Raw genomic sequence first — 25,637 nt, 5'->3', positions numbered from 1 at the left:
ACGTATATAGAGCAGGAACATGGAACTCCGTGCACTGAAACGCAGCGAGATCGAACAGGTCTGGACCATCGATCGCCGCGAGATCATTGAAAACCTTTATACGCTGCGGGGCGGCAAGCTCGTCCTGCATGCGGAATATTTTGATGTTCCCGGCTGGGAAGAAGGCGAGGCGAAGAAATACACGCCCCTGCTGCAGGAAAGTTTCGATCGGGGTGGAAAATTCTTCGGCTTCTTCGACGGCGATACACTGGCGGGCGTTGGGGTCGTGGATACCATCTGGCGTGGCCCCGGGAAGGATCTCCTGCAGTTGAGTTTCCTTCATGTCGGCAATGACTATCGCGGCCGGCGCTTGGGTGTGCAGCTCTTTGAGCACTGCAAGGATGTGGCCAGGGAAATGGGCGCACGAGGGCTGTACGTTTCTGCGATACCATCCGAAAATACGGTCAATTTTTACCGGCGTCTCGGTTGTGTCGTCACGGAAGCTCCAGACGCGGATCTGGCGGCCCTGGAGCCGGACGACATTCAATTGGAATGCATTTTCAGATAGAATAACGCATATGAGTTATATCCCCAGAACGACCGGGATATAACCGGCGGCCAAAGTCCGCACCGTCGAGGGCGGTGTCAGCAGGCTGATATCCCTTGTGGGCGGCGGGCAGGCCTCATAGCCATCCCACGACCAGAGATAGGTCTGGCCCCGATGCACCAGATAGGCATTGTCGCCGGAGGCGATCATGCTGCCGTCCGGCAGGTCCAGGATCGCCGTTGCAAGCGGGTGGTGTTTCTTGCCGCCGTTCCCCTCGACGCGCTCCCCGTGCAGCACGCGATCCATTTCCGGCGCCGATGGTTTGGCCATGCCATCGGCCCATGCGGCCTGAAAAGCCTTCGCCCGTTGCCGCTGGCAATAGAAGCATGGGCGGTGTCCGGCGCTGAGCGCCGTCGCTTCATCGAGGAAGAACAGCTCGGTCCAGCTTTGCCGGGCCATGACGGCGCGCCGGACGTTCCTGAAGTCGCAGACGCAGATGATCCACGCTCTCGTCGACCAGCGCCGTTTCAGCAGGGTGCGCGTTGACGGGTCGTGGATGATGCCGCGATTGCCCATAAAGGTCCCGCGCTGGGGAACGGCGGTGATATCGCCGAAGGGTGTGACACGGTTTTGCAGGGGCATTTGATGGCTTCCGGCTGTGAGGGGTCCATGCTATCGCAGGATCATCGTCAATGCGATCATCAGGCAGGTAGAATGCGCGTTCTCGTTGTACAGAATTATCAGAATACCGGATTGGGACTGGTTGGACAGGCCTTGGCGGAGGCCGGTGCACAGATTGATCTGGTGCAGGCCCATACCGGTGAACCGCTGCCTGCCGATGATGCGGGTTACGACGCACTGATCTCGCTCGGCGGCGATCAGAATGCCCTTGCCGACGACCAGTTTCCCTATCTTCCCGCGCTTGCCAGGCTGATCCGGCGTTTTGGCGATGCGGACAAGGCGGTGCTTGGCATCTGCCTGGGCAGCCAGCTTGTCGCACGCGGTTACGATGCCGAAAACATTCTCGGACGCCCGCAGGAATTCGGCTGGCATGCGGTCACTGCGACGGCCGAAGCGGCAGCCGATCCCGTGCTGTCCGCTGTTCCCCACGCCTTTCCGATCTTCCATTGGCACAGGGATACATTTTCCCTGCCGGAAGGCGCCGTGCATCTCGCTTCGAGCGCGATGACGCGCAATCAGGCCTTCCGCATCGGGCGGGCGGTGTACGGCATCCAGTTCCACTTCGAGGCGGACACTGCACTGGTCGAGGAATGGCGGCATGTTTTTCACGACGAGATCATGAGGGACAACCCGGCCTGGCTTGAAAACTATCCGGCGCGGGTCGCGGAAAGTGGCGCTGCCGCCGATGCCGCGGGTCTTGCTTTGGCGCGCGCCTGGGTGGCGCTGATCTAGCGGCGGGCGATTCAGTTGCATCTGTGCAACAGGCAAAATTTGAATCAAATTGCCCCGTCGGTATTCATGGGGAGCGTGGCTTTCGTTCACTTGCTGGAAAGAATTGTGCGCTGTAGTTGCCGGGCCGGTTAGCTGGCATGAAGCCAGGCCGTAGAGACTGATGGAAACGCCCGAATGACTATGAAAAGTGCCGCCCTTTTGACCGCAATGATGCTTGCATCGATCCTGTTCATGGGCGCCGAACTGGTATCGGTTGATGCCGGAGGCCGCACCGTATCGAGCGACGGCTACGGAATCAGCTCCGCTTCGCGTTAAGACTTGTTCTAGACAATCGCTTCCAGAAAAGACTTGCCTTCAGCGTCGATCTTGATGGCGCTGAGGCGCCCGCTGGCATAGGCGCCGGTATCGAGATTGACCCGGTTCTGCCGCACTTCCACATCGCTGGCCGGTGTATGGCCATGCACGACAACCTTGGAATGCAACCGGGGATCGTCGAGAAATTCCCAGCGAATCCAGATCAGATCTTCGGGATTTTGCCGGTCGAGATCAACGCCGGGTCTGATGCCGGCGTGACAGAAGAAAAAATCGCCCAGTGTCATCGAGCGCCGCAAACCGCGCAGAAACTCCACATGGGTTGCCGGCACGGCGCGCAGCAGGGCGGAGCGTCCCGCCGATACCGAGGCCGGATCGTCAAAATCGATCGTCACGCCATAGGAGCGGGCCGTCTGCCTGCCGCCGTGCCGGGCGAAGATTCCATTGATGTCGCCGGTGGCCAGAAAATCCAGAAATCCGATATCGTGATTGCCCGCCAGCGTCAGCATGCGGTGATTCTTCCTCTGGGCATTGACCAGATGGTCCAGTACCCCCCTGGAATCCGGGCCCCGATCCACATAGTCGCCAAGATGCACCGCCACCCAGTCGAACGGCGGCGACTTGGCGTTTTCGGCCAGAATGCGCCGGTGCATCTCCTGCAGCAGATCGAGGCGGCCATGCACGTCGCCGATGGCATAAACCCGCAGGCGGTCGGGACCGCGCGCATGCTTGAAGTCGACTGTCTTCATGGGCGGTCCAGCTCCCTCTGCCTGCGCCGTAGCCGCGACGTTTCCTGCCAGGCATTGCTGCGTGCCGCGTCCTTTTGTGCCTGCTCGATAAAGTCGATGTGCCTGTGCACGGCAGCCCGCGCGCCCTCGGGGTCTGACGCCATGATGGCATCGGCGATGGATGTGTGCTGTTGCAGCAGCTTTTCCCGGGCGCCTGGAAAACCGTAGATGATGGTACGATTGTAGAACACATCGTCGGCGAGAAGCCGGTAGCACGACCGCAGCGTGTGCAGCAGAATGATGTTGTGGGCGCATTCTCCGATGGTGCTGTGCAGTTCGACATCCAGCTCGGCTTCCCTTTTGAAGTCATCGGTCTCGTAGGCGCGCTGCATCGCGTCAACAATCCCGCGCAAAAGCAGGCGGTCATCATCCGTTGCCCGGCGGGCGGCATACTCCGCTGCGATGCTTTCAATCTCCCGGCGGTATTCGAGATAGTCCGCCGCGGCCTTCGGATGGCTCGAGATCAGGTCCATGACGGGCTTGGAAAAAACCTCGCCGATGACGTCGGCAACGAACGTTCCGCCGCCGTGGCGGACGACAAGCAATCCCTTGGCCTCCAGCACTTTGAATGCGCTGCGCAGGATCGGGCGGGATACATCGAATTGCACAGCAAGGTCCCGTTCGCCGGGCAAACGGTCGCCCACGCGCAGAACACCCTCAAGGATCAATGTTTCGATCTGGCTGACGATGTCGTCGGCCGTTCGGGAAGAATGGATGCGGGCAAAGACCGGGCTGCTCATGTTGAAAGTCGTCCGCAGGAGTGATGTGTCGTGCCAGCGTATCGGCAAATCACGAAACTGGTCAATTCTTTGATCCAGTGGGCAAGCGTCGCATAGCCGCAGCCTTCCGGCGCAAAGGAGCATTGAAAGGGCCGGCCATTGCGTTCACCATCTTGTGAACAGTCTATACCAAGGGGCCGATATGAAGGGGAAAAGACTGAAAACCGCAGCGGCGTTTTCAAATTCCGCCACGAGTCCGGGTGTGATGGGCTTTCCGGGGCATGCGGAGCGTTCCGTGGCGCTGGGAGAAGTGCATGCGCGGCCCTATCCATTGATCGATACGCCGCGCATTCTTATCCAGCTTGCATTCATGACCGAGGGCGGGTCCACCGTCGATCATGCGGTTCTGGCGGAACTCAGCCGCAGCATAGGTGTAGCCTCTCCGGCGCGCGATGCCCGTCACCACATCATGCCCTGGGGCAATGGCACGCTGCGCTGGGAGCGGCACACGGAATTCTCGACCTATCTGTGGGAAGGTCCGCTGCCGCGCACCGGCCAGGCTGCGCAGCATCCCTTCGGAGAAGGCTTCAATCCGCCTGGCACGGTGATCGACGGTGTGCGGCTGGAGATCATCCGCAAGGACGCCGGCGCCGCGGCTTTGATTGAGGCATTCGATCCGACGAGCCTGTGCTATAGCGATGTCGAGAACGGACTTGCCTCCATTGTGACGGATTTCCGGCAGGACGGTGACGGGATGACCCGCATTCTCATCCTCGATGATGGCCTGTCGCCCGCCCGTGCCGGCGCCTTGTCGCAGCGTGTGATCGAAATCGAGACCTACCGTACCCTCGCCATGCTCGGACTGCCGCTGGCGCATTCCCTGTCGCCGCGCATTCGCCGCATCGAAGACCGCCTGGCGGGCCTGACGACGGAAATGCGCGCGCCGGATGCCGACAATCACAAACTGTTGGACGAGTTGACATCGCTTGCGGCGGAACTCGAAGCCGATGCGGCCTCGAGCCTCTACCGGTTCGGAGCGAGCCGGGCTTACAATGGCATCGTGCTGGAACGGCTGGCCGCGCTGCAGGAAGAGCCGGTGACCGGTTATGAAACCTGGGCGGCGTTCATCCAGCGGCGCATGGCGCCGGCCATGCGCACATGCCATTCCGTCAGCGGAAGACAGGAAAACCTGTCGGAAAAACTGTCGCGCGCCGCCACGCTGCTGCGCACGTCGGTGGATGTGGAACTGGAACGGCAGAACCGTGATCTCTTGAGCTCGATGGACCGGCGCGCGCAATTGCAGCTGCGCCTGCAACGGACGGTGGAAGGCCTGTCGGTGGCCGCGATTTCCTACTATGTCGTTGGTCTGTTCTATTATCTTGCCAAGGGTGCCGAGGCATATATGCCGGAACTGCACTCGTCGGTTGTCACGGCGGCGTTCGTTCCCATAGCGATCCTCGCCATGTGGTTCGTGGTGAAATCGATCCGCAGATCGCACAAGGATGAATGATCAGACCCGGTCCCACGGCGCCACGGGGCCGTAGAGGCCCGCGAGATAGTCGATGAACACCCGCACCTTTGCCGGGAGAAACTGCCGCGAGGGATAAATCGCATAAATCGCGATATTATGCGAAGCGGCATAGTCGGTCAGCACGCGCACCAGCTGGCCGGCGGCAAGCTCCGGCCCGATATCCCAGGTGGAGCGCAAGGCTATGCCAAGCCCGCCAAGCACCGCGGCGCGCACCACCTCGCTGGAATTGGTCAGGATCGGCCCGGTCGGGCGCAGGGATACGCTGCCATCCGGTCCGTTCAATCGCCAGGGGTCGCCGTTGTGGGCGGCGAGGCAGATGTGGTTGTCGAGATCGGCAATGGAGCGCGGGGCTCCGTGTTCTGCGATATAGCGCGGCGACGCGACAAGATACCGTTGCACCGGCGCGAGCTTGCGCGCCACCAGGCTGGAATCGGACAGTTCGGCAATGCGGATGGCAAGATCATAGCCTTCCCCGACGATATCGACGAATTCATCCGTCAGCACGAGATTGATGGACAGATCGGGATTGGCCCGCATGAAGGGTTCGAGATGCGGCGCAATATGCATGCGCCCGAACGTGGTGGGCGCCGAGACTTTCAGCAGGCCATGTGCCTGTTCGGAACGGCGCGATACGAAAGCTTCCGCTTCCTCGACGCCCGACAGGATCGCCAGGACCCGCTCGTAATAGCCTTGCCCCGTTTCGGTCAGGGCAATCTGCCGGGTGGTGCGCTGCAGAAGGCGCGTGCCCAGCCGTTCCTCAAGCCGCCGCAGCCGCTTGGAAATGACGGCGGGCGATACGCCGAGCTCCCGTCCTGCCGCCGACATGCTGCCGGATGAAACCACGCGCGCAAAAATTTCCATGTCATTCAGATGATCCATCGGCGCACTCTTTCCGCGGGATCAGTACAAGGTCAAGCCCCTGAAGGGCCTGCCGCCCGGCGATAGGCGATGGCGCGCAGCAACGGAACGCAGGGAATGTACAGCATCGCGCCGGAAATCCAGACAAAGCCGCTCCAGTCGGTCCGGGTGGCGGCGTAGATGGCGGTAAACGCCACCGGCCCGATGATGCCGGTCAGGCTTGTTGCGCTGGCAAGGATGCCCTGGACTTCGCCGAGCCTGGTTTCATCCACCTGCCGCGTGATGATCGACTGGAGCGCGGGGATCTGGCCAACAAGCTGCATGAGGGTGAACACGACAATGAGCGGCGTCAGGTTTTTGATGCCGGTCGCCCAGCGGAAACCGCCGAGCGGATTGAGGTTTTGGACCGCAAGCAGCGTTTTTACACCTTTGCTGGTTTCCGGCAGGAAGAAGAGCGCGAGCAGGAAGTTGACGCCGTTGAGCGCCATGGCCAGCAGAAACGGATAGTGGATGCCGAATCCTCCGGCAATGCCGCCGAGCAGGGGACCGGCGATGAAACCGAGGCCGAAACAGGCGCCGATCATGCCGAAGCGCTGCTCGGTCAAGCCTTCCGGAAGCTTGAAAATGTCTCGCCGGATGAAGGTTTTGAATTCGGGCTTGTCGCGCTTGTTGCGGGCTTTGAAAGTCTGCTGTGAGACGCGTCACTTTGGCTGTGTGCCACCTCCGTTCAACAGTTTAGACTGTTTACAAACTCGAACGGACACTGGTAAACATAATTTACCAGTTGATGGAGTTTGCTGGGAGGAGGTTTCATGTCCGGATTGGTGATGCCGAAGGCCGATGCGGCGACCATGTCGCGCCGCAAGGAGATCGTTGCTGCCTTGCAGGCCATCGTTCCGGGTGAAGGCGTTGTCGACGTTACCAACGAAATGCGCGCGTTCGAATCCGATGCACTGACCGCCTATCGCCAGCTTCCGCTCGTCGTCGTGCTGCCGCAGACCGTGCGGCAGGTTTCGCAAATCCTGAAATATTGCCACGACAACAATGTGAAGGTCGTGCCGCGCGGGTCGGGAACATCGCTGTCTGGCGGCGCCCTGCCACTCGAAGACGCGGTGCTGCTGGTCATGTCGCGGTTCAACCGCATCCTTGAAATCGACTATCCCAATCGCGTCGCTGTCGTGCAGCCGGGCGTGACCAATCTCGGCATCACCAAGGCGGTGGAGCACGAAGGTTTCTATTACGCGCCGGACCCGTCATCGCAGATCGCCTGTTCGATCGGCGGCAATGTCGCGGAAAATTCCGGTGGCGTGCATTGCCTGAAATACGGGCTCACGGCCAACAATGTCCTCGGGCTGGAGATGGTTCTGATCAGCGGCGAGGTCGTGCGGCTTGGCGGCAAGCATCTCGATTCGGAGGGCTATGACCTGCTCGGCCTGATGACCGGCTCGGAAGGGCTGCTCGGCGTGGTGACGGAAGTCACCGTCCGCATCCTGCAAAAGCCCGCAACGGCGCGGGCCTTGATGGTCGGGTTTCCCTCAAGCGAAACCGCCGGGCAATGCGTTGCCGATATTATCGCTGCGGGCATCATTCCGGGGGGCATGGAAATGATGGATCGTCCGGCGATCCACGCCGCCGAGGATTTCGTCCATGCGGGCTATCCGCTTGATGTGGAAGCGCTGCTGATCATCGAACTCGACGGCCCGGCGGTGGAGGTCAACCACCTGATCGACATGGTCGAGAAGATCGCCGGCAGGAACGGCGCGTCCTCCTGCATCATATCACAGAGCGAAGAGGAGCGGATGACGTTCTGGGCGGGCCGCAAGGCGGCCTTTCCGGCCGTCGGGCGCATTTCACCGGATTACCTCTGCATGGACGGCACGATTCCGCGCAAGGAACTGCCGCAGGTTCTGGCGGGCATGCGCGCGCTTTCGGAAAAATACGGGCTGCGCGTCGCCAATGTCTTCCATGCGGGGGACGGCAATCTGCATCCGCTCATCCTGTACGACGCCAATATTCCTGATGAACTGCGCAAGGCGGAAGATTTTGGCGCCGATATCCTGCGGCTGTGCGTCAAGGTGGGCGGCGTTCTCACCGGTGAACATGGCGTGGGCGTCGAGAAACGTGAGCTGATGCCGGAAATGTTCAACGAGATCGATCTCAACCAGCAGATCCGTGTGAAATGCGCCTTCGACGACAAGCACCTGCTCAACCCCGGAAAGGTTTTTCCGCAGTTGCATCGCTGTGCCGAACTGGGGCGGATGCATGTGCATCGCGGCCAACTGCCCTTTCCCGATATTCCGAGATTCTGATCGATGCTGTTGAAGATATACACGTTTGAGACCATGGCGCTGACATGACCATATTGACCCCTTCAACCGAGACCGAAATTGTCGAGGCGGTGCAATGGGCATTGTCCGAGGGCGCGCCGGTGGAAGTCTGCGGCCATGGGTCGAAGCGTGGACTTGGCCGTCCGCTGCAGACCGAGCACACGATTGCCTTGTCGAACCATTCCGGCGTGACGCTCTATGAACCGGATGAACTGGTATTGAGCGCCAGGGCCGGAACACCCATCGCGGAGCTGGAAGCCCTGCTTGCCTCCAAGGGCCAGGCCTTTCAATTCGAACCCATGGATTACGGACCATTGCTGGGACAGGCGGCGGGGCAGGGCAGTCTTGGCGGTGTCCTTGCCGCCAACCTGTGCGGTCCGCGCCGGTTGAAGGCGGGGTCCGCCCGCGATCACGTGCTGGGCGTACGCGTCGTCTCGGGGCGCGGCGAACTGTTCAAATCAGGCGGCCGGGTGGTCAAGAATGTGACCGGCTATGATCTGTCCAAGGGCATGGCCAATTCGTGGGGTACCCTTGGCATTGCCACGGAAATCACCTTCAAGGTCCTGCCTGCGCCGGAGACGGAGACGACACTGGTCGTTCGCGGATTGATGGATGACGAGGCCGCACGGGCCATGGCCATCGCCATGGGATCGAGCGGCGAGGTGGCGTCTGCCGCGCATTTGCCGGTGAACATTTGCGGACGGTTTATCGAGGGCGTTCTGAAAGGCGAGTCTTCGACACTGCTCCGGCTGGAGGGCTTTGCCCCTTCCGTTGCCGACCGTGTGGCGATGCTGCGCGGCCTGCTGTCGTCCGCTGGTGCCATCGAGGAAATTTCCGGGAAGATATCGCGCAAGCTCTGGCAGGAGGTGCGCGACGTCATTCCGTTCGCCGATGGAACCGAGCGGCCGGTCTGGCGCGTGTCCATGGCACCGATGGAAGCCCACAAGCTGGTGGCATCCATGCGCATGGGCGCTGCGGCCGATGCCTATTATGACTGGCAGGGCGGACTCATCTGGATGCGGCTCGACGGTGAACCCGAAGCGGAGGCAGTCCGGGCCCTCGTCCGCAAATATGGCGGTGGCCATGCCACGCTGGTGCGCGCGCCCGACGCGGTCCGCGCGGCCACAGCCGTCTTCGAACCGCAGCCCGCAGCACTGGCGGCCCTGTCGAAGCGGCTGAAACAGCAGTTTGACCCGGACGGTATCCTCAATCCCGGCCGCATGGTTGCAGGAGTGTAGCATGCAGACCAACTTCACCCCGCAGCAGTTGCTTGACCCCGGTGTTGCCGAATCCGAAAAGATCCTGCGCAAATGCGTTCATTGCGGGTTCTGTACCGCCACATGCCCGACCTATGTCACGCTGGGCAACGAACTCGACAGCCCGCGCGGCCGCATCTATCTCATCAAGGACATGCTGGAAAACGGCCGACCTGCCGATGAGCAGATTGTCAAGCATGTCGATCGCTGCCTGTCCTGCCTTGCCTGCATGACCACCTGCCCGTCGGGTGTGAACTACATGCATCTGGTCGATCATGCCCGTGCCCACATCGAAAAAACCTATAAGCGCCCCGTGATGAACCGTTTCATCCGGGCGCTGCTGGCGTTTGTTCTGCCGCATCCCCAGCGCTTCCGGCTGTCATTGACGGCGGCGAAATTCGGTCGTCCCTTGGCGCCGCTGTTCCGGTCCATCCCGGCGCTGAAACCGGTTGCAGCCATGCTTGAACTCGCGCCGAAATCCGTTCCGGCAAAATCACGCTTTGCCGAACCGGGCCTGCACAAGCCGGCGCGGGAAAAGCGCGGCCGTGTCGCCATCCTGACCGGCTGCGCCCAGCCGGTGCTGAAACCAGGCATCAACGAGGCGACGATCCGTCTTTTGACCCGCCTCGGCGTTGAAGTCGTCGTGCCGAAGGGCGAGGGCTGCTGCGGCTCCCTCGTCCACCATATGGGCCGCGATGAGGCTGCGCTGGATGATGCCCGCCGCAATGTCGATGTCTGGACGCGTGAGTTGAACAGTGGCGGGCTCGATGCCATCATCGTCACCGCTTCGGGCTGCGGCACGACGATCAAGGATTACGGCCATATGCTGCGGCTCGATCCGGACTACCGCGACAAGGCGGCTGTCATCTCCGGGCTTGCCAGGGATATTACCGAATATCTGACGACCCTCGATCTGCCTGCGCCGTCGCAACCGGCGGATCTCGTCGTCGCCTATCATTCCGCCTGTTCGATGCAGCATGGGCAGAAGCTGACACGGCAGCCGAAGGATTTGCTGAAAGCCGCCGGCTTTACCGTCCGCGAGCCCGCCGAGGGGCATCTTTGCTGCGGATCCGCCGGGACCTACAACATCATGCAGGCGGAGATTGCCCGCACGCTGCGCGACCGCAAGGTGAAAAACATCGAGGCGACCGGGGCAAGCGTCATTGCGACGGGCAATATCGGCTGCATCACCCAGATTGCCAGTGCGGCGAAAATGCCCATCGTCCACACGGTCGAATTGCTGGACTGGGTCTATGGCGGACCGCGGCCCGAAGGCGTGCATGCGCCTGTCTTGCGCGCTGCCGAGTAGGCAAAAGAAAGGCGGTGGCTCCTATGGAACCACCGCCCAGTTTCGGCACCGCCCCCGGTGCCGTCCCCACTAACTCTCACATCACAACGACTTTTGTGCCGACTTTGACGCGTTCGTAGAGATCCGTGACATCCTCATTACGCATGCGGATACATCCGCTGGAGACGGCGTGGCCGATCGTCCAGGGCGCGTTGGTGCCGTGAATGCGATACAATGTATTGCCAAGATAAAGCGCGCGGGCGCCGAGCGGGTTGGCCGGGCCGCCTTCCATGTGAACCGGGAGAATCTTGCCCTTTTCTTTCTCGCGCTCGATCATCGAAGCAGGCGGGCGCCAGTCCGGCCATTCCGCCTTGCGTGTGATGTTGTTGGTGCCGTTCCAGCCAAAGCCTTCCTTGCCGACGCCAACACCATAGCGGCGGGCCTGGCCATCGGCTTCGACGAGAAAGAGGAAACGCTGGGAGGTATCGATAACGATGGTGCCGGGCGCCTGGGGTCCGTCATAGGCAACGGTCTGCGGCAGGAATTTCGGGTCCATGCTGCGTTTCTTGGGTTGTGCTTCCGCCGCGGGTTCAGCCGGGCGGCGGAACGACACTTCGCGCACGGCCGGGTTGGCCGCCTCTTCGGTCCGGGCGGGACGGCGTGCCTCGCGGCGATGCACGCTTGAGCCGCGTGCCGGCGGGTCGCTCAGGACAACGCGGTCGCGTATATTGGCCGAGGTGCCAATGGGGCGTTCCCGCAGCTGCATCACCCACGGCGCGGACAGGTCGGGGCTCATCACCACCGGCGGCCGGGTCGCGTAGCGCTCGCTGGCATTGGCGTGGACAGTAAAGGCGGTCAGGCAGGAGGTGACAAGCAGCAATGCGGTCTTCATCGGGCAATTCTCTTGGCAATCAACGCTCCTGACAGGATTTGTCAGGTTTCGGATTGAGTTTGCGCGCGTGGCGGTAGAAAAAAGTGAACGAGGATCAATAAAAACCGATTCTTTCCGGAAACTATTTGTTGTGGTTACCGGATGGTTTCGCACACTGGTTAATGCCAGGTGAACATGTTCCGGAAGGACAGGCAGATGACGGAAGAAGCGCCGGTAAAGACGGGTTTGATGACAGGCGATGATGGTGAAACCAGATGTTCCTGGCCCGGAGCGCTGCCGGAATATATCCACTACCACGATCATGAGTGGGGACGGCCCGTAACGGACAACTACCGCCTTTTCGAAAAGATATGTCTGGAAGGCTTTCAATCCGGCCTGTCGTGGCTGACCATCCTGCGCAAGCGCGAGAATTTCCGCGAGGCGTTCGACGGTTTCGATTTCGAGCGCATCGCCCGCTATGGCGAGAAGGATATCGAGCGGCTGCTGGCCAATGCCGGGATCATCCGCCATCGCGGCAAGATTACCTCGACCATCAACAATGCCAGACGCGTCCTTGAGCTCCTTGAGGAGAAAGGTTCGCTTGCCGCCTATTTCTGGAGCTTTGAACCGCCTGTTGATGAGCGACCCAGAATTGTCGATTATGGCACGCTGATGGCCAATCCGACGACACCGGCGTCGGTGCGCCTCTCCAAGGATTTGAAGAAACGCGGTTTCAGCTTTGTCGGACCCACCACCATGTATGCGCATATGCAAGCCATGGGGCTGGTGAACGACCACGTGGAAGGCTGCAAGTGCCGGGCGGAGATCGAAAAAATCCGCGCCAATTTCAAACGGCCTGTCTGATCCATCTGTAGTAAACTGAAAACGACATGCGGGCTTGCTTTGCTGCGGCAATTGCGAGCCGGTAATTCCTTGCCCTCCATGCCCTGATCGGTTAGAGCAAACTCCAATTCAAAGTTGATACTTCAAGGCATCGGATCAAAATCATGACAACGAAGGCAGACAGGTTGAAGGCGCGGCTGCCGCGCGGTTTTGTGGATCGGGTTCCCGATGATCTGCGTGCTGCCGACACGATGATGGCCGACATCCGCAAGGTCTATGACCTCTACGGTTTCGAGCCTGTGGAAACACCGCTCGTCGAATATACCGATGCGCTCGGCAAGTTCCTGCCCGACCAGGACCGGCCGAACGAGGGCGTGTTTTCCTTCCAGGACGATGACGAGCAGTGGCTGTCGCTGCGCTACGATCTGACGGCGCCTTTGGCGCGTTTTGTGGCCGAAAACTTTGAGAGCCTGCCAAAGCCCTATCGCAGCTATCGCGCGGGCTGGGTATTCCGCAATGAGAAGCCGGGTCCCGGCCGTTTCCGCCAGTTCATGCAGTTCGATGCCGATACGGTCGGCGCGCCCTCCGTCTCGGCGGATGCGGAAATGTGCATGATGATGGCTGACGTGATGGAAGCTGTCGGCATCAAGCGTGGCGATTACGTCATCCGCGTCAACAACCGCAAGGTGCTGGACGGTGTGCTGGAATCCATTGGGCTCGGCGGTGATGACAAGATGGGCCAGCGTCTGGTCGTGCTGCGCGCTATCGACAAGCTCGACAAGTTTGGCGTTGACGGCGTGCGTCTTTTGCTCGGCAAGGGCCGTCTTGACGAAAGCGGCGACTTCACCAAGGGCGCGGGCCTCGACGAGGCGGCGATCGCCAAGGTGCTGGCATTTACCTCAGCCGGTGGCGCCAATGGCAGTGAGACCATTGCCAATCTGGAAGCCGTTGTCGCCGGAAACGACAAGGGTGTCGAAGGCGTTGCCGAACTGGCGACCATCGAGGCTCTGTCCTCGGCTGCCGGTTATGGCGCGCGCATCCGCATCGACCCGTCCGTGGTGCGCGGTCTCGAATATTACACCGGCCCTGTCTTTGAAGCCGAACTGACCTTCGACGTGACCAATGAGAAGGGCGAAAAGGTCGTTTTCGGTTCCGTTGGCGGCGGCGGCCGTTATGACGGTCTGGTGTCGCGCTTCCGCGGCGAGCCCACGCCGGCAACGGGCTTTTCCATCGGTGTATCGCGTCTGATGACGGCGTTGAAGAACCTTGGCAAGCTCGATACCTCGGATAATGTCGGGCCGGTGGTCGTGCTGGTCATGGACCGCGACACGGCAAGCCTCGGCCGCTACCAGAAGATGGTTTCGGACCTGCGGCAGGCGGGCATTCGCGCCGAAATGTATCTCGGCGGTTCCGGCATGAAGCCGCAGATGAAATATGCCGATCGGCGCGGCGCACCCTGCGTTATCATTCAGGGTTCGCAGGAACGCGACAATGGCGAAGTGCAGATCAAGGACCTGATCGAAGGTGCGCGTCTTTCGTCCGAGATCGAGGACAATACGGTGTGGCGTGAAGGCCGTCAGGCGCAGATCACTGCCAAGGAAAGCGATCTCGTCGCGGAAGTGCGCAAGATTCTCGAAGCCCAGGCTGAGGATCGCGCCAACGCCTTGAAGGCTGGCTGATCCGCTATGACCGGTTCCCGCGCTCCTGTCTTTGCCAGTGACCTTGCCGCGCTGATTTCCGCGCGGGATGCGGAGCTTGTGGATATTCCGGTCATTCAACCAGCCGACCAGTTTCTCGACATGGCAGGCGAGGATTTGCGCCGCCGGATTTTCCTCACCGAGAACGAGAACGGCCAGAGCCTGTGCCTGCGCCCGGAATTCACCATACCGGTCTGCCGCAACCATATCGAGCTCAATGCCGCGACGCCCAAGCGTTATGCCTATCTGGGGGAAGTGTTCCGCCAGCGGCGCGAGGGCGGCAACGAGTTCTTTCAGGCCGGGATCGAGGATCTGGGCGATGCCAACCGCGCCCGTGCGGACGCCCGTTCGCTGGCCGATGCCATTGCCTCCATCCGTCTTGTCGCGCCGAAGGCTGAACTCGAAACGCTGCTCGGCGATCAGGCGATTTTCGAAGCGGTTCTCGCGGCACTGGGCCTGCCGCGCGGCTGGCAGAAAAAGCTGGCGCGCGCCTTTGGCAATCCGGGTCAGCTGAAGGGCCTGCTCGCCGATCTTTCGTCCAGCCAGAAGAACGGTTCTCTGCCCGACCGTCTCACTGCGCTGGTAGCGGACGGTGACGAGACCGGACTTGCCGCCGCGCTGGAGCAGGACATGCAGGTGGCGGGTATTTCGCCGGGCGCCGGGCGCAGTCCGCACGAGATTGCGCGCCGTCTGATCGAAAAAGCCAATCTGGCTTCGGTCAAGCTGCCGGCACAGGCCTTTGCCGCGCTCGAAACATTCCTCGCCATCCGGGTGCCATTGCAGACGGCTTCAACACACCTGCGCACTTTCTCGCGGGCCAATGAATTCGACCTCGGGCCGGCGCTCGACCAGTTCGAAGCCCGGGTTGTCGCCGTGCGCGAGGCGGGAATCGAGCAGGAAAATATCGTCTACGATGCCGCTTTTGGCCGTCCGCTCGATTACTACACCGGCCTTGTCTACGAGACCCGCGCGCTCGCCAGTCCTGATCTTGGCGCCATTGTCGGCGGCGGGCGCTATGACCGGCTTTTGACCATGCTTGGCGCCGTCGATTCCATTCCCGGCGTCGGTTTCTCGATCTGGCTCGACCGGCTCGAGAAAATTGCCGGAGATGCGCGATGACCATTACCCTTGCGCTTCCCTCCAAGGGCCGCCTCAAGGAACAGGCCCTTGAGGTCCTTGAAAAAGCCGGGCTGAAAGTCATCCTGCCCAAGGACCAGCGCAACTATCGCGCGCAGGTCGAGGGTGACAGCAGGATCGACATCCTGTTTCTGTCGGCCTCGGAAATCGCCCGCGAGCTTGGCTATGGCAGCGTTGATCTCGGGGTAACCGGCGAGGACCTGATCCGTGAGAGCCTGTCGGCAGCCGACGAGCGCGTGCAGATCGAAGCGCGGCTTGGCTTCGGCCATGCGGATGTGGTCGTGGCCGTGCCCGAAGTCTGGTACGACGTGTCAACGATGGCTGACCTTGACGACGTGGCTGCCGAGTACCGCCAGCGTCACGGCCGGCGTTTGCGGATCGCCACCAAATACTGGCGCCTGACCCAGCAGTTTTTCTCGCAGATGCACGGTATCCAGGTCTACCGCATCGTTGAAAGCCTTGGCGCCACCGAGGGCGCTCCGGCATCAGGATCCGCCGATATCATCGTCGATATCACCTCGACGGGCTCGACCCTGCAGGCCAATCACCTGAAGGTTCTGGAAGACGGCATCATCCTCAAATCCGAGGCGTGCCTCGTTTCCTCGCGCCGCAGTGCCGATCCGACGGCGGTTGCGGCTCTGGCGCAACGGATACAGGCCGCGATAGCGCGCGGCTAAGCATCAACTATCCGTGATATCACGTGGCTTTGTAACTTTTACGGCCGCTCATACGTATTTCCCAACGAGATGACTGATATGTTTCGGTCATCCTGTTCAGGGAGACTTTGTCATGATGACACGCCGATCGCTTTTTGGCGGAGCTGTTCTGGGACTTGGAGCGCTGATTGCCGCGCGCTTTTCCTCCCAACCCAAAGCCTATGCAGCCGGTACTTTTGAAGTCGAGCATACGGATGCCGAATGGAAGAAGCTGCTCACCTCAGACCAATATGATGTGCTGCGCAAGGAAGGCACGGAGCGCCCGTTCACCAGCCCGCTCAACCATGAAAAGCGCAAGGGGACATTTGCCTGTGCCGGGTGTGATCTGGCGCTCTTCGATTCCGACACCAAATTTGACAGCGGCACCGGCTGGCCGAGTTTCTGGGCGCCGATCAAGGGTGCCGTGACGGAAGTATCGGACAGTTCCTTCGGCATGACACGCACCGCCGTCAACTGCCACCGCTGCGGCGGCCATCTGGGCCATGTCTTTGACGACGGGCCGCAGCCGACCGGTCTGCGCTATTGCATGAACGGCGTTGCCCTTACCTTCAAACCAGCCGCCGCCTGATATCCGGGAAAGGATTATCGATATGAAATTGCGTCAAATTCTGCTCGCTTCCTGCCTCATCTTCACGCCGGTCACTGCCTTTGCCGAAAGCATCACCATGGTTCCGCCACCCGCCATGGACCAGACGGCAACCGCAAAGACGGAAACGATCGTTCTCGCCGGCGGCTGCTTCTGGGGCGTGCAGGGTGTCTACCAGCACCTGAAGGGTGTCACCAATGCCGTGTCCGGTTATTCCGGCGGCAAGAAGGAAACCGCGAGCTACGAGATTGTCAGTTCCGGCAACACAGGCCATGCGGAATCCGTCGAGGTGACGTTCGATCCCAAGGTGGTCAGCCTCGGCAAGATCCTGCAGGTCTATTTCTCCGTAGTGCACAATCCGACAGAGTTGAACCGGCAGGGCCCGGATTCGGGAACGCAGTATCGCTCGGCGATTTTCACCACGAATGAGGATCAGGCGAAGATTGCCAGCGCCTATATCGCCCAATTGGACAAGGCAAAGGCCTATTCGGGACCGATCGTCACCAAGATTTCCGCGCTGGACAAATTCTATCCCGCGGAGGGCTATCATCAGGATTACGCGACGCTGCATCCTTCGCAGCCCTATATCGCCTATTATGATCTGCCGAAGATCGAGGGGCTCAGCAAACTCTTCCCGCAGGACTACCGGGACAAACCCGTTCTGGTCAGCGAGGCGAAAGCGTCAAACTGACGGGAAACCGGGACAATAAAAAGGCCGCGTTAAGCGGCCTTTTCTATGTAACATGGATCGATTTCAGCGAAGCTTGGCATCGACCGAAAGCGTGCCTGCACCATGCTGGGCCAGAACGAAGAAACCGCCGGCGATTGCAAGGTTCTTGAAGAACTGGATGCTTTCGAAGGGTGCCCAGTGACCGACATAGGCGGCGCCGAGTGTAAAGAGGCCGAGAAGAATGGCTGCGTAGCGCGTCTGGAAGCCGAAGAGAACGGCAAGGCCGCCCACGAGTTCGACGAGACCGACGATAGCAGCTGTTACGGTTGGCAGCGGCAGGCTCTTGGCTGCAAAATATTCAGCCGTACCGGCCAGGTTGGTCAGCTTGCCATATCCCGCCGGGATGAACAAAAGAGTCAGCAGAATGCGGCTGATCAGCGTGACGATGGCATTGCTGGACGTTGTTGAGTTGGCAAGTGCGTTGTCTGACATGGGATCGTTCTCCAGAGTTTGTCGTGACAATCGAATACCTAAATTCGATTGTCAAACAAAGCCACTATTTTCTCGACGCATTGTTCACAATGAAATGATTTTCTCTTCTCATTCCGGTGCGATCATGCGTTCCGGGCGAACGAGACGGTCATAATCCTCGGCCGAAACGTGGCCGCTGGCCAGTGCTTCCTCGCGCAAGGTCGTGCCATTCTTGTGGGCGGTCTTGGCGATTTTGGCTGCATTGTCGTAGCCGATGGCGGGCGCAAGCGCCGTGACCAGCATCAGGGAACGCTCAAGCAGGTCCTTGATGCGCACTTCGTCCGCTTCGATGCCCTCGACGCAATTGTCGGCGAAGGACACCATCGAATCGGCAAGCAGGCGGATCGACTGCAGGACGTTGAGGGCAATGACCGGCTTGAACACGTTGAGCTCGAAATGGCCCTGGCTGGCTGCAACCGTCACAGTCGTCTGGTTGCCAAACACCTGTGCTGCAACCATCGTCAGCGCTTCCGCCTGGGTCGGGTTGACCTTGCCCGGCATGATCGACGAGCCCGGTTCGTTTTCCGGCAGCTTCAGTTCACCGAGGCCAGAACGCGGGCCTGAACCCAAAAAGCGGATGTCGTTGGCGATCTTGAAGAGATCGGTGGCAAGCGCGTTCAGGCTGCCGTGGAAGTTGGCGAGCGCGCCGTGGCTGGCAAGCGCTTCGAACTTGTTCGGTGCCGTCCTAAAGCTGAGACCGGTGATATCCGACACCGCTTCGGCAAAGCCCGTATCGAAACCAACCGGTGCATTGAGGCCGGTGCCGACGGCTGTGCCGCCCTGCGCCAGCAGGAACACATCGGCAAGGCTCTGTTCGATGCGCTTGCGGGCATATTCCAAAGCGGCGCGATAGCCGGAGAATTCCTGGCCGAGCGTGACTGGTGTCGCATCCTGCGTGTGCGTGCGGCCGATCTTGATGATGTCGGCAAAGGCCTTTTCCTTCTTCGCGAGCGCCGCGGTCAGATGGTCAAGGGCAGGATAGAGCCGCTTGGTCGCCTCGACGGCGGTGGCGATATGGATGGCGGTCGGGAACGTATCGTTCGACGACTGGCTCATGTTGACGTGATCGTTGGGATGAACCGGCTTCTTCGAGCCCTTTTCTCCGCCGAGCATCTCGATGGCGCGGTTGGAGATGACTTCATTGGCGTTCATGTTCGACTGGGTGCCGGAACCGGTCTGCCAGACGACGAGCGGAAAATGATCGTCCAGCTTGCCTTCGATGACTTCTTCCGCCGCAACGGTGATGGCGCGGCCGGTGACTTCATCAAGCTTGCCGAGCGCCATGTTGGTCTCTGCGGCAGCACGCTTGACGATGCCAAGGGCGCGGACGAGCGGGATCGGCATTCTTTCGCCGCCGATCTTGAAATTATGCAGCGAGCGCTCGGTTTGCGCGCCCCAGTATTTGTCCGCGGCGACTTCGATGGGACCAAACGTATCTGTTTCGGTGCGGGTATTGCTCATCGTGCTTTCTATCCTGTTGGAAGTTGCCGGAAGAACTACTGCTAACCTCCGCGCGAGGCAAGGTTTGCCAGGAGAATGTTGTTCTGGAAATCGTTCGGCAATGGGATAAAATCGATTATACGGCGTTCTGCGCAAATGAAAATTTCGGCAAGGTTACCCATGAATTCACCCCAGGAGACGCCTGTTCTTGCCAATTGCTCGGGACAGTATCGTGAGTCGGCGCCCCAGGCAGCGCTGAGGCCGCATTTTCTCTGTGTCTGGAGCCATGTAAGCCCGCTTGCCTGGGGAAAGCCGGTGACCGTTGTCCCCGATGGTTGCGTCGATATTCTGTGGTCGCAAGGCCGTTTGAGCGTGGCCGGTCCCGATATCGCACCCCATGTGGTTGATCCGGGTATTACGAGCGTTGTCGGCATGCGCTTCGCGCCGGGCGCTGCCGCAAAATGGCTCGGCCTGCCCATGTCCGAACTCGTGGGATTGCGCGTTGATCTCGGCGAATTGTGGGGTGCAAAAGCCGAGGCGCTTGTGGACACGCTGAGCCCGGCGCAATCGGAGACAGAGGCAATGCAACGGCTGGAATCGGCTATTGCCGCAATGGCGGGTTCGATGGACCGGCCTGATGCGGTCATGGCCCGTACCTTTTCGGCGCTCGGCCGGGTGGGTGAGGGTTCGCACGTATCCCGGCTCGCAAGGCTTCTCGATATGAGCGAACGCACGTTGCGGCGGCACTGCCGGACGCATTTCGGTTATGGTCCGAAAACACTCGAACGCATCCTGCGCTTCCAGCATTTCCTCCGTTTGGCACAGTGCACGCCGGAAAGCAGCCTTGGCATGCTGGCATTTGAGGCGGATTATGCCGATCAGGCGCATTTGAGCCGGGAGGTAAAAGCGCTGGCGGGCATATCGCCCGGCGATGTCGTGCAGCAGATGGCGGCCTGATTGGCCGTTTTGTTCAAGACAGGCCGGTGCGATAAGCGATAGGTAACATGCAAATGGGGAGGACAGGCCGTGGTGACGCGTGACTCGCGAACTCTACAGGTTTCCATCGAACGGGATTGGCATGCGGTCTACGACTTCGCGTCCAATCCGGAGAATGTGCCGAAATGGGCATCCGGGCTGGCATCCGGTTTGCAAAAGCTCGGGGATGAGTGGCTTGCGGACGGGCCGGTCGGGAAGCTGCGCATCCGCTTCGCCCCGTTGAATGCCTATGGGGTTCTGGATCATTGGGTTATGACGGAGACCGGCGAGGAGGTCTATGTGCCGTTGCGCGTGATCCCGAACAATGATGGCTGCGAGGTCAGTTTCACGCTGTTCCGCATGCCTGACATGAGCGAAGGCAAGTTTGCGGAAGACGCCGCATGGGTTTTGCGAGATTTGACGGCATTGAAAGCCGTTTTGGAAACGCAGCAGATATGAAGGACGGATGATGGCTCAATCGGGCAGGGACAAACGGATCGACTATATCGAATTCAACGTCAGCGACGTCGGCCGCATGCGCGCATTTTATGGCGAGGCGTTCGGCTGGACATTCAAGGATTACGGTCCGGAGTATTGCGAATTTTCCGATGGCAATCTCACGGGCGGCTTTGCCGTCGGCGGTGACGTGCGAACCGGCGGCCCGTTGGTCATTCTGTTCGCCGATGACCTTGCCGATGCCCAGAAACGTGTCGAAAGCGCCGGCGGGAAAATCGTCAAGCCTATTTTTGATTTCCCGGGCGGGCGGCGCTTTCACTTCGCCGACCCCGATGGCTATGAACTCGCGGTCTGGTCCGACAAATAGACAGGCCGTTCAGGCGGCCAGTTTCAGCATGTGCGCGTCGTAGCGCTCCATGAACTGGCGCAGCAGCTGCGGATATTCCGGCGTGACCGCCGCCTTGACGCTCGGACGCTCCGACAGGGCCTGGCGCCACGCCCGGACCTTCGGGTAAGCGGCAAACACGCCATGTTCTGTGAGTGTGTCGAAGGTGTCGAAATAGCGGAAAACGGGGGCGAACACCGCATCGACAAGGCTGAATGTCTTACCCGCAAAGAACGGCCCGTCGCCGAGAACCTCTTCGAGGCGGGCAAACTTGGCTTTCAGTGTCGCAAGCTTGTCGTTGAACAGCGCCGCATCCCCTGTGGTTTCCAGTGACCAGATATCCGAAAGGATGGTCGAGCCGAATTCCATCCAGCCACGATGGCGGGCACGCTCGAGGGCATTGTCCGGATGCAGGCGCGGTTCACCTTCGGTCTCTTCGATATATTCGGCAATGACCGTGCTTTCGAACAGGACAGCCTCGGAGCCATCGTCCTGTTCCACCTTCAGCAGCGGGACCTTGCCCAGCGGCGATATCTTGAGGAACCAGTCCGGCTTGGCATTGAGATCAATGTAAATCTTCTCGAAGGGCACGCCCTTTTCCGCCAGTGCAATCGCCGCGCGCTGCACGTAGGGGCAAAGGAGATGGCTGATCAGGGTAAGTTTCTTGGTCATGGCGGGTCTCCCTATTCGTGATGGCTGAACAAGCAAAAAGGGCGGCCGTCGAAACGGCCGCCCTTTGGAATTTATGCGGAGCGCGCTGCCTTCAGGGCCTTGCCCCACCAGACGAGCTGATCGAGCTGGTTGGTGGCTGCCTCATTCAGATGGGCATAATCGCCAAGCGTCTTTTCGCCCTTGACCACGCTCAGATATTCCGGGAACGAGATGTGGATACCTGTCTTGACCGAGGCTGCACTCATCTCGACGAAAATCCCGCGCAGGTGCTCGATGGCGCGTGCGCCGCCGACACCGCCATAACCGACGAAACCGACCGGCTTGTGGATGAAGTCGCCAAGATCGATCGCGTTCTTCAGAACTCCCGTTGGTGCGTGGTTGTATTCGGCGACCGTAATGACATAGGCATCGAATTCACGCAGCTTCTCCTTCCAGCGTTCCGCCGTCTCGCTCTGTTCCGTGGTTGCGCGCTCTTCACCGAAAAACGCCATCGGATAGTCGATGAGATCAAGGATTTCGACCTCGACATCGTCGCGTTTGCCCGCAACGTCGGCGATCCATTTCGCCGGGAACTCGGCAAAGCGGCCAATGCGCGTGCTGCCAACGATGATGCCGATCTTCAGTTTCGTCATATTCAGAATTCCTCAGGTTTTTTGCTGTGGTAACTATTGGTTACTGGCGCTATATAAGTGACTGTTGAAAATACCCGCAAGGAGGCACTTTTTTGAAACCGAAGCACTTCCAAGTAACCTCTGCCTGTACGGCGGTGAATCACATTCTGGCCCGTGTCGGTGACAAATGGACCGTGCTGGTTATCAACTATCTGGGCAATGGTTCAATGCGCTTTAACGAGCTGAAACGAACCATCAACGGAATTTCGCAGAAGATGCTGACCAGCACGTTGCGCGGGCTTGAGCGTGACGGCTTCGTCACCCGGACCGTCTATCCGACCATTCCGCCGCGCGTGGATTACGAGTTGACTGATCTTGGCCGTGAACTGCTGGTGCCGGTGCGCGGGCTGGCAGATTTTGCCATTCAAAACGAGCAACGTATCGCCAATGCGCGGGCACGGTTCGACAACGCCACCGGCGTGGCTGACATTGCCGCATCATTCGCCCACGCAGCTGAGTAACGCGTTCATCACTACTCTTGAAAGTAAGGTAAAAATGCCTTACTTTGTTGTGGGTTAAACAGGTGGCGATGTGATGAGCGTACTGACAGTGACGGCAAAGGGCCAGGTTACTCTTCGAAAAGATGTACTTCAGCATCTGGGTGTGCAGCCCGGCGACAAAATCGTGGCAGAGCTTCTGCCTAATGGAAAAGTTGAGGTTCATGCCGCCAAGCGGTCTGGTTCGATAGAGGATTTTATCGGACTTCTAAGCCGCCCGGATCAAAAACCGCTCAGCGTCGAAGAGATCAATGAGATCATTGCTGACGGATGGGCTGGTCTCAAAAAATGAAGGCCACGCTTGATACCAACGTTCTCCTCAGGGCCGTTGTTCAGGACGATCCGGTCCAGTCCGCCACCGCAGCCAACCTGCTTAGAGACGTTGAATTGGTGGCTGTCAGCACGACATCCCTGTGTGAATTCTGCTGGGTGCTCGCCAGAGGCTATAAGTTTGATCGAAGCGATATTGCGCGAGCCGTGCGTGCATTAACCGAAAGCGAAAATGTGGCCTCCACCAAAGCTGCCGTCGAGGCCGGTCTTGCGGTGCTCGATGCGGGTGGTGACTTTGCCGATGGCGTGATCGCCTTCGAAGGGCAGCGATTGGGCGGTGAAGTATTCGTCACTTTCGATAAAACTGCTGCCACTCTCGTTGGAGCAAGTGGTGTGTCGGTAAAGCTCCTATCGGCTTAACAGGCTGTAACCGAGCGATAATCCTCTTCGATAGAACCCTGCTTAAAATACAGACAACAAAAAAGGCGGGCCAAGGCCCGCCTTTTCCGTATGCGATTGGCGTGGACTGATTAGAAGTCCATACCGCCCATGCCGCCCATTCCGCCACCTGGCATCTGGGGAGCGCCGCCATTGTCCTTCTTCGGAGCTTCGGCGATCATGGCTTCTGTCGTAACAAGAAGACCGGCAACCGATGCTGCGTCCTGCAGAGCCGTACGAACAACCTTGACCGGGTCGACGATGCCCATGACGATCAGATCGCCATACTCACCATTGGCCGCATTGTAGCCGTAGGTTTCCTTCTTGCTCTCAAGGATCTTGCCGATAACGATGGAAGCTTCATCACCTGCGTTCGTTGCGATCTGGCGAGCCGGAGCCTGCAGCGCACGACGAACGATGTTGATGCCAGCGTCCTGATCGGAGTTTGCACCCTTGAGTGTCAGGTTTGCCGAAGCGCGGAGCAGGGCAACGCCACCGCCGGGAACGATGCCTTCTTCAACAGCAGCACGTGTTGCGTTGAGAGCGTCGTCGACGCGGTCCTTCTTTTCCTTCACTTCAACTTCCGTTGCACCGCCAACGCGGATAACGGCAACACCGCCAGCGAGCTTGGCAAGACGTTCCTGCAGCTTCTCACGGTCGTAGTCGGACGTGGTTTCGTCGATCTGCTGCTTGATCTGGCCGACGCGGGCGTTGATTTCGCCCTTCTTGCCATGACCGTCAACGATCGTGGTGTTTTCCTTGGTGATCGACACCTTCTTGGCGCGGCCGAGCATGTCGAGCGTAACGCTTTCGAGCTTGATGCCGAGATCTTCGGAAATAACCTGACCACCGGTGAGGATCGCGATGTCTTCCAGCATGGCCTTGCGGCGATCGCCGAAGCCAGGAGCCTTGACGGCAGCAATCTTCAGGCCGCCGCGCAGCTTGTTGACAACGAGCGTTGCAAGAGCTTCGCCTTCGACGTCTTCGGAGATGATGACGAGCGGCTTGGAAGTCTGGACGACAGCTTCGAGAACCGGCAGGAGAGCCTGGAGGTTCGAGAGCTTCTTCTCGTGCAGAAGGATGTAGGCGTCTTCGAGGTCAGCAACCATCTTTTCAGGGTTGGTGACGAAGTATGGGCTGAGGTAGCCGCGGTCGAACTGCATGCCTTCGACGACTTCGAGTTCGGTGTCAGCGGTCTTGGCTTCTTCGACGGTGATAACACCCTCGTTGCCGACCTTCTGCATTGCCTTGGCAATCATTTCACCGATTTCGGTCTCGCCATTGGCAGAGATCGTGCCAACCTGCGCAACTTCTTCCGAAGTCTTGATCTTCTTGGCGCTCTTGCCGAGCTGCTTGACGACTTCTGCAACAGCAAGATCGATGCCGCGCTTCAGGTCCATCGGGTTCATGCCGGCAGCAACAGCCTTGCCGCCTTCCTGAACGATTGCCTGGGCCAGAACAGTCGCAGTCGTGGTGCCGTCACCGGCAATGTCGTTCGTCTTCGAAGCGACTTCACGGACCATCTGTGCGCCCATGTTTTCGAACTTGTCTTCAAGTTCGATTTCCTTGGCAACGGTTACGCCGTCCTTGGTGATGCGCGGAGCGCCGAAGGACTTGTCGATAACGACGTTGCGGCCTTTCGGGCCGAGCGTTACCTTGACAGCGTCAGCAAGGATATTGACACCGCGCAGCATGCGCTCACGCGCGTCGCGGCCGAATTTTACTTCTTTGGCAGCCATTTTATCTCTCCTGGGATTGAACCCG

General features: G+C 59.8%; 30 protein-coding genes. 19 read left to right on the top strand and 11 right to left on the bottom strand.

Features of this window, described 5'->3' with window-relative positions; all coding sequences use genetic code 11:
- Positions 1-19 precede the first annotated feature (19 nt).
- On the top strand, positions 20-547 hold the full coding sequence (locus tag J1W56_RS03185; protein ID WP_223611713.1) for a GNAT family N-acetyltransferase: 528 nt from the start codon (positions 20-22) through the stop codon (positions 545-547).
- Positions 548-562: 15 nt separating this feature from the next.
- Here J1W56_RS03185 and J1W56_RS03180 read toward each other — a convergent pair whose 3' ends face one another.
- Positions 563-1,168, bottom strand: coding sequence for a hypothetical protein (locus J1W56_RS03180; protein ID WP_223611711.1), 606 nt, complete (start codon positions 1,166-1,168; stop codon positions 563-565).
- 72 nt (positions 1,169-1,240) lie between these two features.
- Here J1W56_RS03180 and J1W56_RS03175 point away from each other — a divergent pair, with 72 nt between their 5' ends.
- Both J1W56_RS03175 and J1W56_RS03170 read left to right on the top strand, forming a co-directional pair.
- Positions 1,241-1,939 carry a type 1 glutamine amidotransferase gene (locus tag J1W56_RS03175; RefSeq protein WP_223611710.1) on the top strand — a complete coding sequence of 233 codons (699 nt, stop codon included), beginning with the start codon at positions 1,241-1,243 and terminating at the stop codon, positions 1,937-1,939.
- Between the two features lie 174 nt (positions 1,940-2,113).
- Positions 2,114-2,254, top strand: a complete 141-nt coding sequence (locus J1W56_RS03170; protein WP_165401767.1) for a hypothetical protein — start codon at positions 2,114-2,116, stop codon at positions 2,252-2,254.
- Between the two features lie 8 nt (positions 2,255-2,262).
- On the opposite strand, the gene J1W56_RS03165 is transcribed toward J1W56_RS03170, so the two are convergent.
- Positions 2,263-3,000, bottom strand: a complete 738-nt coding sequence (locus tag J1W56_RS03165) for a metallophosphoesterase (protein WP_223611708.1) — start codon at positions 2,998-3,000, stop codon at positions 2,263-2,265.
- Positions 2,997-3,779: an FCD domain-containing protein gene (locus J1W56_RS03160; RefSeq protein WP_223611707.1), complete on the bottom strand. Its 783-nt coding sequence runs from the start codon at positions 3,777-3,779 to the stop codon at positions 2,997-2,999. The genes J1W56_RS03165 and J1W56_RS03160 overlap by 4 nt, the downstream gene beginning before the upstream one ends.
- Positions 3,780-3,960: 181 nt before the next feature.
- Between J1W56_RS03160 and J1W56_RS03155 the strand changes: the two genes are divergently transcribed.
- The gene (locus J1W56_RS03155) at positions 3,961-5,268 is read left to right on the top strand and encodes a DUF3422 family protein (protein ID WP_223611705.1); all 1,308 of its coding nucleotides are present in this window, start codon (positions 3,961-3,963) and stop codon (positions 5,266-5,268) included.
- On the opposite strand, the gene J1W56_RS03150 is transcribed toward J1W56_RS03155, so the two are convergent.
- Both J1W56_RS03150 and J1W56_RS03145 read right to left on the bottom strand, forming a co-directional pair.
- Positions 5,269-6,168: a LysR family transcriptional regulator gene (locus J1W56_RS03150; RefSeq protein WP_223611704.1), complete on the bottom strand. Its 900-nt coding sequence runs from the start codon at positions 6,166-6,168 to the stop codon at positions 5,269-5,271. It abuts the gene before it with no gap.
- A gap of 32 nt (positions 6,169-6,200) precedes the next feature.
- Positions 6,201-6,752 (bottom strand): MFS transporter, encoded by a 552-nt coding sequence (locus J1W56_RS03145; RefSeq protein ID WP_223611702.1) that lies wholly within the window; start codon positions 6,750-6,752, stop codon positions 6,201-6,203.
- Between the two features lie 207 nt (positions 6,753-6,959).
- Here J1W56_RS03145 and J1W56_RS03140 point away from each other — a divergent pair, with 207 nt between their 5' ends.
- Genes J1W56_RS03140 through glcF form a run of 3 tightly spaced genes read left to right on the top strand, consistent with a single transcriptional unit; the run spans position 6,960 to position 11,039 of the window.
- The gene (locus J1W56_RS03140; protein WP_223611701.1) at positions 6,960-8,456 is read left to right on the top strand and encodes an FAD-linked oxidase C-terminal domain-containing protein; all 1,497 of its coding nucleotides are present in this window, start codon (positions 6,960-6,962) and stop codon (positions 8,454-8,456) included.
- 44 nt (positions 8,457-8,500) lie between these two features.
- On the top strand, positions 8,501-9,712 hold the full coding sequence (gene glcE, locus J1W56_RS03135) for a glycolate oxidase subunit GlcE (protein WP_223611700.1): 1,212 nt from the start codon (positions 8,501-8,503) through the stop codon (positions 9,710-9,712).
- 1 nt (position 9,713) lies between these two features.
- Complete coding sequence (gene glcF / locus J1W56_RS03130) at positions 9,714-11,039, top strand: glycolate oxidase subunit GlcF (RefSeq protein ID WP_223611699.1); 1,326 nt, start codon at positions 9,714-9,716, stop codon at positions 11,037-11,039.
- 76 nt (positions 11,040-11,115) lie between these two features.
- Here the strand turns inward: glcF and J1W56_RS03125 are convergent, their stop codons facing one another.
- Positions 11,116-11,910: a L,D-transpeptidase gene (locus tag J1W56_RS03125; protein WP_223611698.1), complete on the bottom strand. Its 795-nt coding sequence runs from the start codon at positions 11,908-11,910 to the stop codon at positions 11,116-11,118.
- A gap of 195 nt (positions 11,911-12,105) precedes the next feature.
- On the opposite strand from J1W56_RS03125, the gene J1W56_RS03120 reads away from it, so the two are divergent.
- From J1W56_RS03120 to msrA, 6 genes are all read left to right on the top strand, one after another.
- Positions 12,106-12,753, top strand: a complete 648-nt coding sequence (locus J1W56_RS03120) for a DNA-3-methyladenine glycosylase I (RefSeq protein ID WP_223611697.1) — start codon at positions 12,106-12,108, stop codon at positions 12,751-12,753.
- A 143-nt stretch (positions 12,754-12,896) separates the two neighbouring features.
- On the top strand, positions 12,897-14,411 hold the full coding sequence (gene hisS, locus J1W56_RS03115; protein ID WP_223611696.1) for a histidine--tRNA ligase: 1,515 nt from the start codon (positions 12,897-12,899) through the stop codon (positions 14,409-14,411).
- Between the two features lie 6 nt (positions 14,412-14,417).
- Positions 14,418-15,548 (top strand): ATP phosphoribosyltransferase regulatory subunit, encoded by a 1,131-nt coding sequence (locus J1W56_RS03110; protein WP_223611695.1) that lies wholly within the window; start codon positions 14,418-14,420, stop codon positions 15,546-15,548.
- The gene (hisG, locus tag J1W56_RS03105; protein WP_223611694.1) at positions 15,545-16,243 is read left to right on the top strand and encodes an ATP phosphoribosyltransferase; all 699 of its coding nucleotides are present in this window, start codon (positions 15,545-15,547) and stop codon (positions 16,241-16,243) included. Before J1W56_RS03110 ends, hisG begins: the two co-directional genes overlap by 4 nt.
- 112 nt (positions 16,244-16,355) lie before the next feature.
- Positions 16,356-16,850 carry a peptide-methionine (R)-S-oxide reductase MsrB gene (gene msrB, locus J1W56_RS03100; protein WP_223611693.1) on the top strand — a complete coding sequence of 165 codons (495 nt, stop codon included), beginning with the start codon at positions 16,356-16,358 and terminating at the stop codon, positions 16,848-16,850.
- A 22-nt stretch (positions 16,851-16,872) separates the two neighbouring features.
- On the top strand, positions 16,873-17,559 hold the full coding sequence (gene msrA / locus J1W56_RS03095) for a peptide-methionine (S)-S-oxide reductase MsrA (RefSeq protein ID WP_223611692.1): 687 nt from the start codon (positions 16,873-16,875) through the stop codon (positions 17,557-17,559).
- Between the two features lie 63 nt (positions 17,560-17,622).
- Here msrA and J1W56_RS03090 read toward each other — a convergent pair whose 3' ends face one another.
- A complete protein-coding gene (locus tag J1W56_RS03090) occupies positions 17,623-18,030 on the bottom strand; it encodes a DoxX family protein (RefSeq protein WP_223611691.1) in 408 nt (135 codons plus the stop codon).
- 108 nt (positions 18,031-18,138) lie between these two features.
- Positions 18,139-19,530, bottom strand: a complete 1,392-nt coding sequence (gene fumC / locus J1W56_RS03085; protein WP_223611690.1) for a class II fumarate hydratase — start codon at positions 19,528-19,530, stop codon at positions 18,139-18,141.
- 159 nt (positions 19,531-19,689) lie between these two features.
- Between fumC and J1W56_RS03080 the strand changes: the two genes are divergently transcribed.
- The 3 genes from J1W56_RS03080 to J1W56_RS03070 all read left to right on the top strand — a co-directional run bounded on the left by J1W56_RS03080 (position 19,690) and on the right by J1W56_RS03070 (position 21,307).
- Positions 19,690-20,466, top strand: a complete 777-nt coding sequence (locus tag J1W56_RS03080) for a helix-turn-helix domain-containing protein (RefSeq protein WP_223611689.1) — start codon at positions 19,690-19,692, stop codon at positions 20,464-20,466.
- Between the two features lie 69 nt (positions 20,467-20,535).
- Positions 20,536-20,943: an SRPBCC family protein gene (locus J1W56_RS03075; protein ID WP_223611688.1), complete on the top strand. Its 408-nt coding sequence runs from the start codon at positions 20,536-20,538 to the stop codon at positions 20,941-20,943.
- A 10-nt stretch (positions 20,944-20,953) separates the two neighbouring features.
- Positions 20,954-21,307 carry a VOC family protein gene (locus J1W56_RS03070; RefSeq protein WP_223611687.1) on the top strand — a complete coding sequence of 118 codons (354 nt, stop codon included), beginning with the start codon at positions 20,954-20,956 and terminating at the stop codon, positions 21,305-21,307.
- 9 nt (positions 21,308-21,316) lie between these two features.
- On the opposite strand, the gene J1W56_RS03065 is transcribed toward J1W56_RS03070, so the two are convergent.
- Both J1W56_RS03065 and J1W56_RS03060 read right to left on the bottom strand, forming a co-directional pair.
- Complete coding sequence (locus tag J1W56_RS03065; RefSeq protein WP_223611686.1) at positions 21,317-21,997, bottom strand: glutathione S-transferase family protein; 681 nt, start codon at positions 21,995-21,997, stop codon at positions 21,317-21,319.
- Between the two features lie 71 nt (positions 21,998-22,068).
- Positions 22,069-22,629, bottom strand: coding sequence for an NADPH-dependent FMN reductase (locus J1W56_RS03060; RefSeq protein WP_223611685.1), 561 nt, complete (start codon positions 22,627-22,629; stop codon positions 22,069-22,071).
- A gap of 92 nt (positions 22,630-22,721) precedes the next feature.
- On the opposite strand from J1W56_RS03060, the gene J1W56_RS03055 reads away from it, so the two are divergent.
- From J1W56_RS03055 to J1W56_RS03045, 3 genes are all read left to right on the top strand, one after another.
- Complete coding sequence (locus J1W56_RS03055) at positions 22,722-23,129, top strand: winged helix-turn-helix transcriptional regulator (RefSeq protein WP_223611684.1); 408 nt, start codon at positions 22,722-22,724, stop codon at positions 23,127-23,129.
- 73 nt (positions 23,130-23,202) lie between these two features.
- On the top strand, positions 23,203-23,457 hold the full coding sequence (locus J1W56_RS03050) for an AbrB/MazE/SpoVT family DNA-binding domain-containing protein (protein WP_223611683.1): 255 nt from the start codon (positions 23,203-23,205) through the stop codon (positions 23,455-23,457).
- Positions 23,454-23,855, top strand: coding sequence for a type II toxin-antitoxin system VapC family toxin (locus J1W56_RS03045; protein ID WP_223611682.1), 402 nt, complete (start codon positions 23,454-23,456; stop codon positions 23,853-23,855). The genes J1W56_RS03050 and J1W56_RS03045 overlap by 4 nt, the downstream gene beginning before the upstream one ends.
- A 110-nt stretch (positions 23,856-23,965) precedes the next feature.
- Here the strand turns inward: J1W56_RS03045 and groL are convergent, their stop codons facing one another.
- A complete protein-coding gene (groL, locus tag J1W56_RS03040; RefSeq protein WP_223611680.1) occupies positions 23,966-25,612 on the bottom strand; it encodes a chaperonin GroEL in 1,647 nt (548 codons plus the stop codon).
- Positions 25,613-25,637 lie beyond the last annotated feature (25 nt).

The sequence above is a fragment of the Phyllobacterium calauticae genome, from assembly GCF_019991125.1.
Taxonomy (GTDB): Bacteria; Pseudomonadota; Alphaproteobacteria; order Rhizobiales; family Rhizobiaceae; genus Phyllobacterium; species Phyllobacterium calauticae.
Note: the sequence above shows the minus strand (reverse complement) of the source record. Positions and strands in the feature narration are given on the sequence as shown.

Coding starts and splice junctions, on each gene's coding strand:
- J1W56_RS03185 (WP_223611713.1), top strand. CDS start 20: ATGGAACTCCGTGCACTGAAACGCAGCGAGATCGAACAGGTCTGGACC.
- J1W56_RS03180 (WP_223611711.1), bottom strand. CDS start 1,168: ATGCCCCTGCAAAACCGTGTCACACCCTTCGGCGATATCACCGCCGTT.
- J1W56_RS03175 (WP_223611710.1), top strand. CDS start 1,241: ATGCGCGTTCTCGTTGTACAGAATTATCAGAATACCGGATTGGGACTG.
- J1W56_RS03170 (WP_165401767.1), top strand. CDS start 2,114: ATGACTATGAAAAGTGCCGCCCTTTTGACCGCAATGATGCTTGCATCG.
- J1W56_RS03165 (WP_223611708.1), bottom strand. CDS start 3,000: ATGAAGACAGTCGACTTCAAGCATGCGCGCGGTCCCGACCGCCTGCGG.
- J1W56_RS03160 (WP_223611707.1), bottom strand. CDS start 3,779: ATGAGCAGCCCGGTCTTTGCCCGCATCCATTCTTCCCGAACGGCCGAC.
- J1W56_RS03155 (WP_223611705.1), top strand. CDS start 3,961: ATGAAGGGGAAAAGACTGAAAACCGCAGCGGCGTTTTCAAATTCCGCC.
- J1W56_RS03150 (WP_223611704.1), bottom strand. CDS start 6,168: ATGGATCATCTGAATGACATGGAAATTTTTGCGCGCGTGGTTTCATCC.
- J1W56_RS03140 (WP_223611701.1), top strand. CDS start 6,960: ATGTCCGGATTGGTGATGCCGAAGGCCGATGCGGCGACCATGTCGCGC.
- glcE (WP_223611700.1), top strand. CDS start 8,501: ATGACCATATTGACCCCTTCAACCGAGACCGAAATTGTCGAGGCGGTG.
- glcF (WP_223611699.1), top strand. CDS start 9,714: ATGCAGACCAACTTCACCCCGCAGCAGTTGCTTGACCCCGGTGTTGCC.
- J1W56_RS03125 (WP_223611698.1), bottom strand. CDS start 11,910: ATGAAGACCGCATTGCTGCTTGTCACCTCCTGCCTGACCGCCTTTACT.
- J1W56_RS03120 (WP_223611697.1), top strand. CDS start 12,106: ATGACGGAAGAAGCGCCGGTAAAGACGGGTTTGATGACAGGCGATGAT.
- hisS (WP_223611696.1), top strand. CDS start 12,897: ATGACAACGAAGGCAGACAGGTTGAAGGCGCGGCTGCCGCGCGGTTTT.
- J1W56_RS03110 (WP_223611695.1), top strand. CDS start 14,418: ATGACCGGTTCCCGCGCTCCTGTCTTTGCCAGTGACCTTGCCGCGCTG.
- hisG (WP_223611694.1), top strand. CDS start 15,545: ATGACCATTACCCTTGCGCTTCCCTCCAAGGGCCGCCTCAAGGAACAG.
- msrB (WP_223611693.1), top strand. CDS start 16,356: ATGATGACACGCCGATCGCTTTTTGGCGGAGCTGTTCTGGGACTTGGA.
- msrA (WP_223611692.1), top strand. CDS start 16,873: ATGAAATTGCGTCAAATTCTGCTCGCTTCCTGCCTCATCTTCACGCCG.
- J1W56_RS03090 (WP_223611691.1), bottom strand. CDS start 18,030: ATGTCAGACAACGCACTTGCCAACTCAACAACGTCCAGCAATGCCATC.
- fumC (WP_223611690.1), bottom strand. CDS start 19,530: ATGAGCAATACCCGCACCGAAACAGATACGTTTGGTCCCATCGAAGTC.
- J1W56_RS03080 (WP_223611689.1), top strand. CDS start 19,690: ATGAATTCACCCCAGGAGACGCCTGTTCTTGCCAATTGCTCGGGACAG.
- J1W56_RS03070 (WP_223611687.1), top strand. CDS start 20,954: ATGGCTCAATCGGGCAGGGACAAACGGATCGACTATATCGAATTCAAC.
- J1W56_RS03065 (WP_223611686.1), bottom strand. CDS start 21,997: ATGACCAAGAAACTTACCCTGATCAGCCATCTCCTTTGCCCCTACGTG.
- J1W56_RS03060 (WP_223611685.1), bottom strand. CDS start 22,629: ATGACGAAACTGAAGATCGGCATCATCGTTGGCAGCACGCGCATTGGC.
- J1W56_RS03050 (WP_223611683.1), top strand. CDS start 23,203: ATGAGCGTACTGACAGTGACGGCAAAGGGCCAGGTTACTCTTCGAAAA.
- J1W56_RS03045 (WP_223611682.1), top strand. CDS start 23,454: ATGAAGGCCACGCTTGATACCAACGTTCTCCTCAGGGCCGTTGTTCAG.
- groL (WP_223611680.1), bottom strand. CDS start 25,612: ATGGCTGCCAAAGAAGTAAAATTCGGCCGCGACGCGCGTGAGCGCATG.